Consider the following 14,700-nt stretch of genomic DNA (forward strand, 5'->3'; position numbering starts at 1 on the left):
TTGTGGGATCCCTACAAAAAGTCGCCCGACAGGGGCCGCCAGGCGTCGCTGGACGCGAGGTTTGCCACAACCGGGCGGGCGCGGAGGGCGCCTGGGAACCATCCGGGGGCGGCCGGAAGAGGGGTTCGAGATGACCGATACCTACGGGCCCGACCACCGGCCCGCCCGGGAGGCCCTGGAACCGCGGACCGGCCCCTGGCCGCGGATACCCGCAGCGGGCCCCGTTCCCACCCCGCCCCGACGGTCAGGGCCGTTGGCGCGCCTCCGTGTCGCGGACACCTTGCCACGAAGACCGCTGCGGTGGGTCCGGCCGGGGTTGGGGACGTTGCGCGTCGGCGAACACGGGGCCAGGGATTCCCCCAGCCGATTTCCCAAAAAAGGGACTTCCGATAATAGCCCCGGAAATTTCACGGACAGGCGTTTACCATAAACCATTGAATCAACATGATAAATTAGCAGCATGACCATGCTGCACCACCTGGCCCTGACCACTTCCCGGATGGCGGAGAGCCGCCGGTTCTACGACGCGGTCCTGCTGCCGCTCGGCTACGAGAGGGGCTCCTGCAACGACAAGCTCAGCACCTGGCACGGCCCCCATCCCGAGATCCTCCTCTTCGAGGTCGAGGGAGAGGACTCCTCACCGCACACACTCGGGCGCCCCGGCTGGCACCACGCCTCCTTTTCGGTAACTGAAAGAGAAAGCGTCCTGAGGGTGCACGAAGCCGTTGCTTCCAGCGGTTGGACCGTGGTCCACAAACCACGCGAGTACCCCGAGTACAGCGAAGGCTACTTCGCGGTTTTCGTGGAGGACCCCGACGGAATCAGAATCGAAGTAGCACATATTCCCGTTGCCCCCTGAGACCGCCTCGTCAGACAGGTCCACACGTTCCAGGAGGTTGGCCAGCTCTGCTGGCAGCGAGGCCTTGTCGCATCGTCCAGCCCGCGGAACTCCTGCTCACACAGTGGTTGAAGCCGTTCCCTCACCGCTGGCACGATCCCGTCCAACTGGTGCTGAACCTTCCGGCGGGCGATGCCGTCGCGGAAGTTGACCCGGATCAGCTCGGTGAGGTCCCTGCCCCGGTCAGCCGCCGCCGACCGCTGGGCCAGCCCCATCCGGCCCGCCCTGCTGCCGACCGTCCCGGCCGCCTTCAGCGCCGCCGTCTCCCATGCCACCGTGCATGTCCCTGGGTTCGATCGTGAAGGGGGTACGCCGCCCCGGAACCCCGCAACCCCCTACGAGGAAGCCGTTCCCGACCACCCCCGAGTACCGCTCCGCCCCGCTGTCGCAGCCCTGTGCCACGATGCTCGCCACTCACTCGACATACGGACGACAAGGGCGGCAGCAATGGGATGGGTCACCGTCAGCGACGGGTACACGGTGTGTCTGCGGGGCGAGGGCTCCCAGGCACAGCTGGTCTGCCGTAACCCCAAGGGTCGTGAGCTGGCACGCGTGCCCTCCTCCCTCGGCAGGGACCCGGTCGTCGTCGCCCTACGGGACCTGCGCGGACGCCTCGCCAAGCACGAAGAGGACGTCCGCGCACAGGTCCGGACCTGGGTGCTGCGTTCACTGTCGATCCCGGCCGCGCTGGTCACCGCGGTCTGGTCCGACCCCGTCTGGCGGCAGGTACTGGCCGGGACCGTCGTCGTCCCCGCCCCAGACGGCCCGAGCTCCCAGGAACCCGGCCTGATCAGCGACACCCACCCCGAGCACGGTGTGGAACTGGTCGCCCTGGACGGCACCCGCACCTGGTCATCGGCGGCCGCGTTCGTCCTTCCCCATCCCGTCCGGCTCGGCGCGGACCTGGCGTCCTGGCGCGCGCTCGCCGACAAGCACGGCGCCGCGGACGGATCCCCTCAGCTGGACCGGCCCGTGTGGCTACGCCCGGACGACTTCGCCCCCGAGACCAGCTCCGTCGGCCTCCGTCCCTCTTTCGGCTACGAAGTGGGCGCGGCCTTCGAGAAGCAGGCCAATCGGCTCGGTGGGCGGATCCGCGACGAGACAGCCCACTTCCAGGTCTACGGGGCCGATCACGCCGCCGGACCGATCCCCGTAGCCGTGTGGCTGCGCTGGCAGGGATTGGAGAGCTGCGTGGCGGTCAACGACCTGGCCTGGCACACGCCGTCCGGCCCCGTCGACGACGTCGCCTGGTCCGAGGGCGTGAACATCCTCATGGAGCTGTACGAGCGCAGCCCCGACGCCAAGGACCACCTGGTCGGCACCACACCGAAGCAGGTGCCCGCGAGGGACTACCAAACCGGCGAACCAGCCCCACCCAAACCGTTCCCCGTCCGCGGTGAACGCGCCTCGCTCGTCCATGCCGACGGTGTCGCGCTCTCCCCCGCCCGAGACGGTGAGGACCCGCTCATCGCGCTCGGGCTGTCCCACCCCGCGCTCGACGGACACGTCGTCATGCTCGTCCCGGACCACTCGGTCGCGGGTCGGCGGGCCCTATGGGAAGCCTTGGGCCTGGTGCACCAGTCCGAGACCGAGGTCGGTGCCGCCCGGCACCGACCGCCCGAGTTCCTGGCCGCCGTGCTCCACCGCCACCCCGCCCAGTTCGAACACGCCCTCGCACTCCTGCCTGTGCTCCGGGCCCAGGGCGAGGTCGCCATGGCCAAACCCGGACGGGCCCGCAAGGCGTTCGACGAGGCCGCCGACAACCTCCTGCGCACCGCGCCCGAACTGCGTTACCTCTTCTTCGACGAGTGCGCGCAGATCCTCGCCGGGGTCGGGAACGCCTCCTACGCCACCGGGTTCCACGACCAGGCCCGGGCTGCCGAGCTCGAACTCGACCACGTGGACGAGGAAGCCGTGATCGAGGCCTACGCCCACTTCCCCGCCCCCGGTTCCCTCCCCCACAGCCTGAAAACCCACGCCAGGGCCCTCGCCGCCCGGCTGGCCCCGGCCCAGGCCTACCGCCGCCACCGCGAACTGGTCATCGCCTGGTGTGAAGCCGAGAACCGGGCGTCCAAGGACCTCGCGACCGGACTGGTCACCCTGGCACAGGCAGCTGGAATCGTGCCAGGTGGTGAGGGAACCGACGACCGCGAGGCCGACGCGCGCGCGGTCCAGGCGATGCTCACCAACGGTTCACTGGCTCTCGCACCGGCGAAGGCGTGGACGGCGTTCCTGCCCCTCCTGCGTTCGATGGTCGCCGAGGATCCGCGGTTGGGCGGGCTGCTGGCCACCCAGATCCCGGCCCCTTCGGGGCGGACCGCCAAGGCGAAGGCCGCCGCGGCCAGACTCTGGGCCCGTGTGCTCCGCGAGAGCGGGGTCGAGGAGCCCTTCGGTGCGGGCTCAGGGGTTTCTCCCACCGCGGTCAAACACTGGGTGGACACCTTCCTGCGCACTTACGCAGGGATGGCGCTCCCGGCCGAAGAGCTCCGCGAACCCCTCCGCCAGGCCGGGGAGGTGCTGCGTGAGGCTGGGCTGGCCGCCGACGGCTCGCCGCTGCTGTCCCCTTTCAACTGGCATGATCCCCAACCCCTGGGAACACTCGATCTCGTCGTGTCCTGCGAGATGCCGCTCGACGGCTACCGCGGCCAGGACCCGGAGGGAGCGGAGCGGTTCCAGGCGATCAACCCGAAGAGTTGGCTGATCCAGGCCCCGGAACCACACGACCTCACCGGTCTGGCAGCCGATCCGCTGTGGCGTGGACGTCTGCGGGCCGCGGTGGACGGGTACACGCGGTTCGAGAACACGTCGGGGTTCGGGCACTCCACGGATTCGCCCATCCCCGAGGACGGGGATCATGACGCACGCCGGATCCGGGAGCAGGTCGCGGAGTACACGCGGGGACTGGTCCACACACCCGGTTTCGCCGACGTCGTCGACGACATCCTGGCCGACCACCACGCATGGATCAGCGGGACGGTCACTCCGGGGCTGCCGGTGCTCTACGCGGCTGTGCGGGCGGCGGAGCGCTTCCTCTGGAGAGAACCCACCCCGCGGGTCATCGAACGCGTGCGGCCGATCCTGGCCAGGGCCCGGGTGGCCGAGTCCCTGGCCGCGACCCTGAGCGGGGGCGTGACCGATGAGCTGTACTTCCCCGTGCTGGAAGGCCTGGAACCCAACTACTCCTACGCGTTGGAGGAGTGCGGAACCGACCTGTACCTCGCCTGCAAGGCGGGAACCTTCGATTCCTCGATGAGGCAGGTCAGGCCCGAAGGTCTCGAACCGGTGCTGACGACCCGTTTGGGGTCCTCCGTCGAAAAGCGGTGGTGTTCGGTGTGCCTCGCCGCCCAGGTCGAGGGGCGACCACTCGAACGGTGCACGCACGAAGACGGGAAGGGACTGGAGGAGACCACCGAGGAACAGGTGCGCTTCCCCGGCGGCGCGGAGGCCACGGTCCGCCGCGTGAGCCGATACCGCCAGGAGCTGGTGGACTCCGAGGGCAGGATCCTGGCCGCCCATCGCGTGGGCCGGAGCGGGGACAGCAGATACCTGGCCGTGCACGATTACTGCCACCGGTACGCGGCGGGAACCGGTCTGGTGCCGCCTCCCGGGTGGTGGCGGCACATGCGGGTACGGGATCCTGAGGGATCCGCTCTGCTTCGTACGGTCGACACGGGCCTGGCCGAACGGCTCATCGCCGCCGTGACCGAGGATCTGGGCCAACGAGTCGTATCCGCGACGGACCGGATGCCACCTCGCGGAACACTGCCCGAGAGGGACGAGTGCATCACGGAACTCACCGCGACCGTCCGTACTTTCCTGCCCGCGATCACCGATGAACGGCTGTTGAAGGGCGTCACCGCGCTGGTGTGGACGGCCGTGGAGTGCCGCGAGCGGGTCGCGGCACTCCAGGCGCGTCTGGAGACCGAGGGCGCCCTGGCCGAGGACTGAGCGCAGAACTCCCGCCCCGAACCCCGGGTGTACCGCGGAGCTCACCTCCCGTTCCGGTCCTGACCTCCGGGGCCGGAACGGTCGGCAACCCGCGCACTCAGAGCAGGAATTCGGTACTTCGGCGTTCAGTCAGCGGGGCCGACCGGTTGCCGGAGGATGGTGCGGAGCTTCTCCGGCGGGGTCCTGCGCGGGTCGCTGAGGTAGATCTCGTGGTGCCTGCCGACCATCCGCAGCCCGTTCTCCGGAATGAACTCGTCGTGCATGCGCGCGAGCACGGCGGCCTCGTCGTCGAAGGGGCCCAGGTGCAGCGTCTGCACGCAACGGCCTTCGGAGAGCGCTTCCAGCCGGACGTCGTCGAGCCGGGCCGGGCCGTTCTTGCGCCCCGCCTGCTCGACGGCGACGGAAACCATGTCCGGGCCGATCCAGTCCGGGACCATGAGCATCAGCGTCCAGTCCCACTTCGACTTGTCCCTCGCCACCGTGAAGGTGTCCATGTCCCGGGCCCACCACAGGCCCTCCAGGGGCGGGACCACGTAGTCGCGGCCGAGCTCGCGCTTGCTGGCGAACTTCAGTTTGTAGGCCACCGGGTAGAGCGCCTCGACGCCTTCGCTGAAGAGGGCCGAGGTGTTGGGGTCGCCGTGGCCGTCGACCATGAGGTACTGGAGGTCGGGGACCTCCAGAATCCGGAACCGGTCGTGTTTGGCCTGGTAGGAGTCGAGGCTCTTCTTGAAATCGGTCTTCTCGGTCATCGGCCGCCCGCGCTCCTCCGCTCAGTGCCCCGCTCAGTGCCCCGATCAGCGCCCCGCTCAGCGCCCCGCTCAGCGCGCTGCTCGATCGTGCCACAGTGCCGCTGCGAGCCGTGACGGCACTCCGCTCACATTTCTCGCCTTACCGTCCTTGACGCGGCACCTGCCCCACGGCAGCCTCGGACCGACAGCCAGATTCGGGTGCGTGACGGTGGCCGCGCCGTCCACCCGGGAACCGCCCCCACATCCCCCCGATCCCGCCCCCATCCCACCCCGCTTCTTCGCTGCACGTTGATCCCGATGGTGTGAGTGCTGCCCTGTGGTCCCGCGGCCGGTCCGATCGTGCCCGTCCGTCACCGCCCGACCGGCGGTGGCGCCACTTGTCGCGGAGACCGGGCTACCCGCCCGCTCCGCGCTGAGCGCAAAGGACCTGGATGGGACACGTGACATGGAGTCGGTCGCGGCGCGGCACACGCACCGGCATCGTCCTCGGAGCGGCTCTCGCACTGCTGCTGCCGACCTCGGTGCCCGCGGCGGCCGAACCCGGCGCGACGACCCTGGAACTCGACGAGGTCTCCGTTGTGGAGGTCTTCCTGGATGACCGCGAGCAGCTCGACCAGCTCGTGGAGCTGGGCGGAGACATCGCCCAGGTGGACCCGGACGGTTCAGACGGATTCGTCGCACAGACCGTGATCGGCCCCTTCGACCTGGACGCCTACAACGACGCCGGGTTCACCTTCGGCGACGTCGTCTACACCGAGTCCGACGCCCAGGAGCGCGTCGAGGAGCGCGAAGCCGCCATCGAGGAGCTGCGGGCCGGGAGCGGGGTCGGGACGTTCTCCAGCCCCGAATCCGGTTCCGGCTCCGACGACCTGCAAATCCTGCGGGCGGACTACTTCGAGGGCCGCAACGGCAACTTCCTGTCCGTGGAGGTCGGCTCCAGCCTCGGGCAGGACGAGCGCTTCCAGCTGACCGTGGAGCGCGACGCCGGGCCCGGCACCGAGATCGGTGACGGCGGCACGCAGACCCTGAACCCCTTCGTCGACGTCGGGGTGTACATGTACCACCGGGGGCAGACGCAGGTGCAGGAGCGGCCCGACCGGATCCGGGTCACCAGCCCGCACGGCGGTACCGCGGTCGCCGAGGTCGACGAGTGGCTGCCCGATCCTGACGGCCCCGGGGACCCGCTGCCCTACACGGACTTCCTCAACGCCTACATGACCCCGGGTGAGTTGTACGAGCGCATCCACCAGATCGCCGACGAGTACCCGGACATCGCCGAGGTCATCGAGCTGCCCCACCTGACCAACGGCTACCGCCGCCACGCCCAGGCGATCCTCGGGGTGGAGGTGAACGGCCGCAACGCCGACCGCGGTGTGATCGTGGAGTCGCTCGCCTACGGGCACGAGGGCGGCAACGACGTCGTGGTGGACCTGCACGACCCCTCCGCGCCCGGCTCCGACCTGTCGGTCGGCGTCGAGGGCGACGAGATCACCGTGTCCCTGGCCACCGACGGCAGCGGGGAGATCACCACGACCGCGGCCGAGGTCGTGGACGCGGTCAACGCCGGAGCCGGTGACCTGGTCCGGGCCTTCACCTTCCGGGGCAACGCCGGAGACGGAACGGTACGGGCCGAGCAGGTCCAGGCCAGTGACTTCCTCAACGCCCCCGACGAGGTCTCCCGTGAACCGGCGACGGTGTACGCGCTGCGTATCGGCGCCACTCGGGACGGCTCCAAGACCGGTGTGCTGGGTTACGCGCAGGAGCACGCCCGGGAGTGGCAGACCCCGCTGGTGACCATCGAGACCGCCGAGCGCCTGGTGCGCAACTACGGCATCCACGACACCACCACCGAGCTGGTGGACGAACTGGACATCTTCCTGATGCCCTCGTTCAACCCCGACGGCGGGAACTACTCGTTCTACGACGTTCCGATGCAGCGCAAGAACATGACCAACTACTGCGGCACCGACGGCGCGCGCGACCAGTGGGCCGTGGAGCAGGGCGCGCAGTGGGGTGTGGACAACAACCGCAACTACGGCGCCTACACCCTGTGGGACGGCTACGCGGGTGCGTCCTTCAACTGCACCAGCACCACGTTCGCCGGGCCGGAGGAGCTGGGGCCGCTGTCGCAGCCGGAGAACCAGAACCTGGTGTGGCTGGTCGACACCCACGACAACATCGACTTCTCGATGAACATCCACTCCTCGGGCGACTACTTCATGTGGTCGCCGGGCGCCTACATCGCGCAGGGGCGCGTGCCCACGCCGCGGCCGTCGGCGATGGAGGAGGCCTACTTCTGGGAGTCCTCGGCGAGCATCCTGAGCTCGATCAAGGAGCACCGGGGCACCGTGGTGACCCCGGCCCGCACCGGCCCGATCATCGACGTCCTGTACTCGGCCGCGGGCAACTCCGGCGACCACCTCTGGTACGAGAACGGCATCTTCGCCTGGAACTTCGAACTGGGCCAGGCAGGGTTCCAGCCTCCGTGGGACGAGGCCCACGCGCAGGGAATGGAGTACGCCAACGGGCTCTACACCATGCTGGAGGTGGCACTGGAGTACCAGAACGACCGGTACCGGCCGCGTTCGAGTGCCTCGCCGCGCCCGGGTGAGCACAGCGGCCCGGTGGAGGTCACCTTCCAGACCAACGAACCCGCCGAGGTCCACTACACCCTGGACGGCAGCCGTCCGGATTTCGATTCGCCCAAGCTGGAGCTCACGGGCGTGCGCGGGGAGCTGGAGACCCTGCTGATCGAGGAGACCACCACCGTCCACTGGTTCGTGGTGGACATCGCCGGTAACACCGAGGGCGGCTACGACCCCGACGGCAACGCCCGCAACCACCGCAGGGGCACCTGGACCATCACCGACTGACACCTACAGGGACTTCCCTCCCCTTTCCCCTGACAGACAGAGGCGGCCCTGTCCGCGCCCACGCGCGGGCAGGGCCGCAGGGTCAAGTGGCCCCGGCAGCGGAGAACGCGGAAGGAGGGACACCCTCTACGCCCCGGCCTCTCCGATGTCCTCGGCCCAAACGCCAGGAAAGCGTTCCTGGAATTCCCTCATGAGGCCCGCGCAGCGGGGGTCGTCCAACTCGACGACCTTCACCCCGCGGGAACGGATCAGCTCGAGCTCGCCGGGGAAAGTCCTTGATTCCCCGACCACGACCACAGGTATCCCGAACTGAATGATGGCGCCGGCACACATCGCGCAGGGGGCGAGTGTCGTGTAGAGGACGGTTTCGGCGTAGGACCTCTGTCGTCCGACCCGCCGCAGGCAGGAGATCTCGCCGTGGGCGACGGGGTCGCCCGACTGCACGCGCTCGTTATGACCGGAGCCGACCAGGGCGCCGCCCTTTTCGAGAGAGGCGCCCACGGGGACACCGCCCTCCGAGAGGCTTTTCTGCGCCTGCCGGAAAGCCTCCTCGAAAGACGCGTTCCGCCATTGCTGAAAATTATTCAAATTATCCATTCTTTCTAAGCTGACAGGAAAACAGAGAAGAAAACACCCGACAACACTGCTGCGGCCGATGCGAATGACAAAAGCCATGCCATCCGGTAGACCCGGGTTCGCTCACCCCTGAGCAGAAGCAGCTCCATGAAACCCTCACGGACATCAACACCCAGCTCGTCGGGCTTCATCTCCCTGGCGGTCAGCCAGTGCACCCATATGACGTCGAGGCAGAGCAGGCACGAGACCCCCGGGACAAGAAGTGTCGCCAAGAACGGGATCAGCAGGATCGGCTCGCCCCGGATTCTCCGGATGGTACCGAAGTAGATTCCCACGATGGCGAGGAGAAAGGAGTTGAAGGAGAGCAGCCACCGGAGTCATCCACCCTGGCGGGATACCTTGTGGAGTCCATCGATGACGGTCTCAGGCGCCTTCGCAAAGGTCGCGAGATACCCACCGGCAACCTCATCGCGCGTGGGCGTCGGCGACCAGCACCTTGGCATCGCGGTCGTAGGTACGAACCCCATGGACGGCCGCGCCGGCCTCCGCAGTGATGGGTGCGCGGTTGCGTTGGTACTCGCTGTGCCCCGGCAGGATGTCGTCAGGATGGACCACCCCGGCCACACCCTCCATGTCCACCGAGACGAGTACCCGCATACCCACCACACCTTCCAGGCTCGCACATGCCAGGAGCGGCACAAAACACCGGCGCCCCGGCCCAGCGGGCGGAGCTGAACCGCCCAGGCGCCGCTGAGCAGCGGCGATCTACAATCGGGGGACGGTCGACGGTGCGTCCGTCGGCGATGACCTCGTGGTGGGGGTTGGCGATGGGTGAGCTCGCGCAGGTGGTGGAGCACGCCCGTCACGCTGCTCGCGATCTGCGGTGGAGTGAGGCGTACCGGCTCCTCCGGGGCACCGATCCGACCGAACTGTCACCTGACGACTTCGTGCTGTTCGCCGACGCGTCCTGGTGGTGCTGTCGAGTACCGGAGGAGATCGAGCTGCGGCAGCGGGCGTTTCGCGGGTTCGTCCGCTCGGGCCGCCCCCGCGAGGCCGCGTACACGGCGTGGATGCTGTCGGTGCGCTACGGCCTGCACGGTGAGCCGGTGGCGTCATCGGGGTGGTTGCGCCGCGCGCAGCGCCAACTGGAGCACCACCCCGACTGCGTCGAGTCCGGCTACCTGGCGTGCGGCGAGGCGGAGGCCGCGCTGGGCGCCGGGGAGGTCGATCGGGCCGAGGCCCATGCCAGGCGGGCCCTGGTGGCCGGTGAGCGCTTCGGCGCACCCAACCTGGTGGCACTCGCGCTTTCCTGGCAAGGGCTGTGCCATCTGGTGCGCGGCGAGGCCGACGACGGTCTGCGGTTGTTGGACGAGGCGATGGCCTCAGTCGTGTCCGGGGAGTTGGACGCGCACTTCACCGGTTGGATCTCGTGTTTCGCGGTGGGCATGTGCATGGGCGTCGCCGACCTGCGCCGCGCCGCGAGCTGGGCGCAGACGGCGTGGAACTGGGCGTCGTCCCTGCCCGAAGCCACGCCCTACCAGGGCCTGTGCCGGGTGCGGCAGGTGGAGGTGATGTGCCTGCGCGGCGAGCTGGCGGAGGCCGCGACCGAAGCGCGGCGTGCCTGCGAGGAGATGCTGCTCTTCGAACCCCACCTGGCGGGCGAGGCGTTCTACGTGACGGGAGAGATCCTGCGCCGCCGTGGTGAGACCTCCGCGGCCGAGCAGGCGTTCGGCCAGGCCCGTGAGCTCGGCCACGACCCACAGCCGGGCCTGGCCATGATCCGGCTCGCGCAGGGGCGCACCGACGCGGCGATGACCGCGCTGCGCGCCGCGCTCGCCGATTCCGGCGGGCTGCCGTTCCGCAGGGCGTCCCTCCTGGCAGCGCAGGTGCGAGTGGCGCTCGCCGCCGACCGGCCCGATCTCGCGGGTGCCGCATGTGAGGACCTGGACACCGTCGCCGAGGCCGCGTCGAGCGAAGCCGTCTCGGCACTGGCGGGCGCTACCCGAGCCCGACTGCGACTGGCCCTGGGAAACGCCGAGCCCGCGTTGGCGCTGCTCCGTCCCGCGATGGCCACGTGGCGCGCGCTCGGTCTGGCATGCGAACTGGCCGAAGCACGGCTGCTCACCGGGATGGCCCTGCGAACGCTCGGTGACGAGGAGGGCTCCGAGCTCGAACTCGACGCCGCCCGACGGCTGTTCACGCGCCTGGGCGCGCACACCGATCAGCTGACCACGCGAACCACAGTTGACGGCGCCCGCCCCGGGGGCCTGTCCGACCGGGAGTGCGAGGTGTTGCGGCTGGTGGCCGCCGGGTACACCAACCGCCGGATCGCCGCCGAGCTCGTCCTCAGCGAGCACACGGTGGCACGTCACCTCAGCAACATCTACCCCAAGCTCGGGGTTTCGTCCCGTACCGCGGCGACCGCCTTCGCGTTCGAGCACGGCCTCGTCCGGAGGGAAGGGTCCGATGGTCCGTTCTGACCATCCGCGCCGTATCGGAAATGGTCAGCTCCGGCGATGCCGGGACCGGTCCGCCGCGCGTACCGTCCTGGATACAGGACACCGGCACGAGGAGGCGAGCCACATGAACGACCTCGACACCGACCGGCTGCGGGCGTTCCTCGAGCGATACGCCGCCGACCAGGCAGCCACCATGCACGCGGCCACGGTCGTCATCGGCGACCAGCTCGGCCTGTACCGGGCACTGGCCGAGGGTGGCCGGCAGAGAGCCGACGAACTGGCTGCGGCCACCGACTGCCACCCCCGGCTGGTACGCGAATGGCTCAACGCACAGGTCGCCAGCGCCTACTGCGAACACGATCCGGCCGACGACACCTACCGGCTCACGCCGGAACAGGCCGCCTGCCTGGCCGACCCGGCCAGCCCCACGTTCGTCGCGGGCGGCGCGTTGGTCGCCAGCTCGACCCACAAGGACACCGAACGCGTCCAGAAGGCGTTCACGACCGACGGCGGTATCGGGTGGGACGAGCACCATCCCCATCTGTTCACCGGCACCGAGCGCTTCTTCGGACCGGTCTACCGCGCCAACCTCGTCGACAGCTGGATCCCGGCGCTCTCCGGAGTACACGACAAACTGGTCGCGGGAGCCAGGGTCGCCGACGTCGGCTGCGGACACGGAGCGTCGCTGATGCTTCTCGCGCGGGCCTACCCCGCCTCGACGTTCACCGGGTTCGACTACCACGCACCATCGATCGACACCGCCCGCGCGCAGGCGTCACAGGCCGGGCTCGCCGACCGGGTGGCGTTCGAGGTCGCCGGTGCCGAAGACTTCGCCGGGGAGGGCTTCGACCTGGTCTGCGTGTTCAACGCGCTGCACGAGTGGGGCGACCCCGTCACCGCCGCCGGTCACATCCGCGGCGCCCTCGCACCCGACGGGACATGGATGTTCACCGAGCCACGCACAGACGACCACCCCGTCGAGAGCGTCCGCGCCAGGACGTTCTACTCGGTGTCGACCTTCGTCTGTACTCCCAGCGCGCTCTCCCAGGGCAGCAGCAACGCCCTCGGGGCACAGGCCGGGTTCACCGCGCTCCGACACATCACCGAGGAGGCCGGGTTCACCCGGTTCCGCCAGGCCGCCGAAACCCCCAACTTCATGGTCCTCGAGGCCCGACCGTAACGCCAGTGGTCGACACGGGAACTGGTGATGACGACTACCGTCCACTGGTTCGCGGTGGACATCGCCAGCAACACCGAGGGCGGCTACGCCCCCGGCGGCGGCGCCCGCGACCACAGCGGGGGCGACCGCCTGCTGCGCCCTGTGATCAGTGCCGTGATCAGACGCACCGAACACGGGGACGTGCAACGGGTCAAGCGCCTGCTGGAACAGGCGTGGAAGGACCGCTGAGCGATCCGGCCAGGAAGGGGCGAGCCCCCGGCGGGGCAGGGTGCTGGGTCTTTTCCCGCCCGATCGCACGGTTCTGCGACGGCTCAGGGCGGGTGCACATGCGGGCCAGGAAGAAGACCGCCAAGCAGACCCGGGGTGGGGAGGCCAAGGAGCTGAGCTCCAACCCCGGAACGGTGCGCAAGAGGCTACGCGAACGAGGTATGGAGAAATCAGGTCTTCATCTCCTTCTCCAACACCCGCATGATTGCCGCGCCCGAGCACAAGAAGATCCCGCCGTCGGACCCGATCTCCTGCCGACACGAACTCTGACCGCCTGGCGAGGGCCGCGTCTGCTCGCTGGCCTCGCCTCCAGCGGTTCTCCCAGGCTTCTCCGGGAGCGGTTGACCGGCTGCGTGTCCACGGCTGCCCTTCCTCTACTCGGTTTGGTGTCCGCAGCGGCGCACCAGGTCGCGTATGAGGTCGAGGACAGCGGGGTCATAGGACTCGTCGACATGGTTGACGTTCCACAGCCCGGAGGCTCGCACCTTGGGGCTGACCGCGTGGTACCCAAGCCATGTCCGGCTCGGGGCTTTGAGCGTGTCCGAGGCCCCAGAGAGCAGGGCGATGCAGTTGCGTTCGACGAAGCCCCGGTCACTGTCCCCGTGGGCTTTCGTGGGCACCGGCAGCCAGAGGAACGGCATGCGGCCGACGTATTCGCTGACCCGCCGCTCGACCTCGGCTTCGCGGGTCGCCCACGCAGGGCTCCGGGACGGGGCCAGCCACGCCTCCAGGAGGCCGTCACGGCTGCCGTCGCGGCCGATGAGCGCTGACCCGACATGGCGGCGGAAGATCGACGCCCGGTGGTTTCCGCCGCCGGAGCGGTTGCCCCGGTGCTGGGAGAGCCGGTTCCAGAGAGTGGTCCGGCTGGTGGAGGTCAGTGCATGCGTTCCGACTCGGACGACTCGGTGCTCGCCCGAGGGGAGCCGCTCACCCTCCTCCAGGAAGAAGTAGACGCCGTGGCTGGGCCAACCATCGCGGCCGGTGCAGTCGCGCAGCAGGCGCGGGCCACCAACCACGCGGGCGAGGTCGTCCAGCAGCGCGTAGAACTCGTCGATGTGGCGTTGCCGTACGGTGCTCACGTCAGCGGCTCCCATGTCAGTCCGGCTGGCTGGTCTCCGGGTTCCTGTCGCCAGGACGCGGAGAAGGCCTGGCCCAGTGCCCGCGGCACGCGCGCCTGCGCTCCGCCCTGAACTCCCTCGATGGTGGCCAGCACCACCTGTGCACCCGACACGCGCCAGTCGACACGACGGAACAGCCTCGCGTAATCGCTCGAGGTTGCGAGAAATCCGACGACGGACCGCGCACCGACACGGCGGGCCTCTGCGAGGAGTGCCCGTTCGAGTAGTCCCCTCGGCCAGTCCGCCAGTTGCAAGCGGCGGTTGTAGTACGCGATGGGTTCATCGGCCCGTACGAGGCCGTATCCACCGCTGATGATCAGCACCCGGCCGCTGGCGACCGCCTCGGCCAACGCGGGCTCGGCATGCTTGTAGAAGTGGCCGGTATAGCGCTGCCACGCGGGGAGAAAGCGGCCGTCGTCCGCTCCAGCCTGGGCGAGCACACGGGCTCGGGCCTCGATCAGTTCCCGAGGCCAACCGGTGTCACCGCCAAACTCCGCGAGGTGGCGCCCTCCTGGGGCCTTGGCCGATGAACAGGCGATGACCAGCAAAGCACTACGGGGATCTAACGGGGGCAGCTCTGTGCTGGATCGACTTGCCGCAGACGGACTCGATCGCACGGAACCCCGCCCCTG

The 14,700-nt window shown here is 69.2% G+C and carries 13 protein-coding genes; 6 read left to right on the forward strand and 7 right to left on the reverse strand.

All coding sequences use genetic code 11. The annotated features are described in order from the left end of the window. Positions 1-460 precede the first annotated feature (460 nt). Positions 461-859: a VOC family protein gene (locus NE857_RS21060; protein ID WP_254417304.1), complete on the forward strand. Its 399-nt coding sequence runs from the start codon at positions 461-463 to the stop codon at positions 857-859. Here NE857_RS21060 and NE857_RS34720 read toward each other — a convergent pair. Then, positions 787-1,173 carry an NACHT N-terminal Helical domain 1-containing protein gene (locus tag NE857_RS34720; RefSeq protein WP_425572045.1) on the reverse strand — a complete coding sequence of 129 codons (387 nt, stop codon included), beginning with the start codon at positions 1,171-1,173 and terminating at the stop codon, positions 787-789. The two genes, NE857_RS21060 and NE857_RS34720, sit on opposite strands and share 73 nt — an antisense overlap. 172 nt (positions 1,174-1,345) lie before the next feature. Here NE857_RS34720 and NE857_RS21065 point away from each other — a divergent pair, with 172 nt between their 5' ends. After that, on the forward strand, positions 1,346-4,846 hold the full coding sequence (locus NE857_RS21065; protein ID WP_254417305.1) for a DUF4132 domain-containing protein: 3,501 nt from the start codon (positions 1,346-1,348) through the stop codon (positions 4,844-4,846). Positions 4,847-4,971: 125 nt separating this feature from the next. Here the strand turns inward: NE857_RS21065 and NE857_RS21070 are convergent, their stop codons facing one another. Next, complete coding sequence (locus NE857_RS21070; RefSeq protein WP_254417306.1) at positions 4,972-5,595, reverse strand: GyrI-like domain-containing protein; 624 nt, start codon at positions 5,593-5,595, stop codon at positions 4,972-4,974. A gap of 431 nt (positions 5,596-6,026) precedes the next feature. Here NE857_RS21070 and NE857_RS21075 point away from each other — a divergent pair, with 431 nt between their 5' ends. Beyond that, complete coding sequence (locus NE857_RS21075) at positions 6,027-8,468, forward strand: M14 family metallopeptidase (RefSeq protein ID WP_254417307.1); 2,442 nt, start codon at positions 6,027-6,029, stop codon at positions 8,466-8,468. Positions 8,469-8,594: 126 nt separating this feature from the next. On the opposite strand, the gene NE857_RS21080 is transcribed toward NE857_RS21075, so the two are convergent. The 3 genes from NE857_RS21080 to NE857_RS21090 form a co-directional block, all read right to left on the reverse strand. Beyond that, complete coding sequence (locus NE857_RS21080; protein WP_254417308.1) at positions 8,595-9,065, reverse strand: nucleoside deaminase; 471 nt, start codon at positions 9,063-9,065, stop codon at positions 8,595-8,597. 5 nt (positions 9,066-9,070) lie between these two features. Then, positions 9,071-9,379 carry a hypothetical protein gene (locus tag NE857_RS21085; protein WP_254417309.1) on the reverse strand — a complete coding sequence of 103 codons (309 nt, stop codon included), beginning with the start codon at positions 9,377-9,379 and terminating at the stop codon, positions 9,071-9,073. Positions 9,380-9,509: 130 nt separating this feature from the next. Further along, positions 9,510-9,701 carry a M55 family metallopeptidase gene (locus tag NE857_RS21090; RefSeq protein ID WP_254417310.1) on the reverse strand — a complete coding sequence of 64 codons (192 nt, stop codon included), beginning with the start codon at positions 9,699-9,701 and terminating at the stop codon, positions 9,510-9,512. Between the two features lie 170 nt (positions 9,702-9,871). Between NE857_RS21090 and NE857_RS21095 the strand changes: the two genes are divergently transcribed. From NE857_RS21095 to NE857_RS21105, 3 genes are all read left to right on the forward strand, one after another. Continuing rightward, positions 9,872-11,524 carry a LuxR C-terminal-related transcriptional regulator gene (locus tag NE857_RS21095; protein ID WP_254417311.1) on the forward strand — a complete coding sequence of 551 codons (1,653 nt, stop codon included), beginning with the start codon at positions 9,872-9,874 and terminating at the stop codon, positions 11,522-11,524. A 103-nt stretch (positions 11,525-11,627) separates the two neighbouring features. Next, entirely contained in the window at positions 11,628-12,683 is a 1,056-nt protein-coding gene (locus NE857_RS21100) for a class I SAM-dependent methyltransferase (RefSeq protein ID WP_254417312.1), read from the forward strand. Positions 12,684-12,710: 27 nt separating this feature from the next. Beyond that, a complete protein-coding gene (locus NE857_RS21105) occupies positions 12,711-12,911 on the forward strand; it encodes a hypothetical protein (protein ID WP_254417313.1) in 201 nt (66 codons plus the stop codon). Positions 12,912-13,324: 413 nt separating this feature from the next. On the opposite strand, the gene NE857_RS21110 is transcribed toward NE857_RS21105, so the two are convergent. Further along, on the reverse strand, positions 13,325-14,029 hold the full coding sequence (locus NE857_RS21110) for a GIY-YIG domain-containing protein (protein WP_254417314.1): 705 nt from the start codon (positions 14,027-14,029) through the stop codon (positions 13,325-13,327). Then, on the reverse strand, positions 14,026-14,616 hold the full coding sequence (locus NE857_RS21115) for a YaaA family protein (protein WP_254417315.1): 591 nt from the start codon (positions 14,614-14,616) through the stop codon (positions 14,026-14,028). Before NE857_RS21115 ends, NE857_RS21110 begins: the two co-directional genes overlap by 4 nt. Positions 14,617-14,700 lie beyond the last annotated feature (84 nt).

Source organism: Nocardiopsis exhalans (genome assembly GCF_024134545.1).
GTDB lineage: Bacteria > Actinomycetota > Actinomycetes > Streptosporangiales > Streptosporangiaceae > Nocardiopsis > Nocardiopsis exhalans.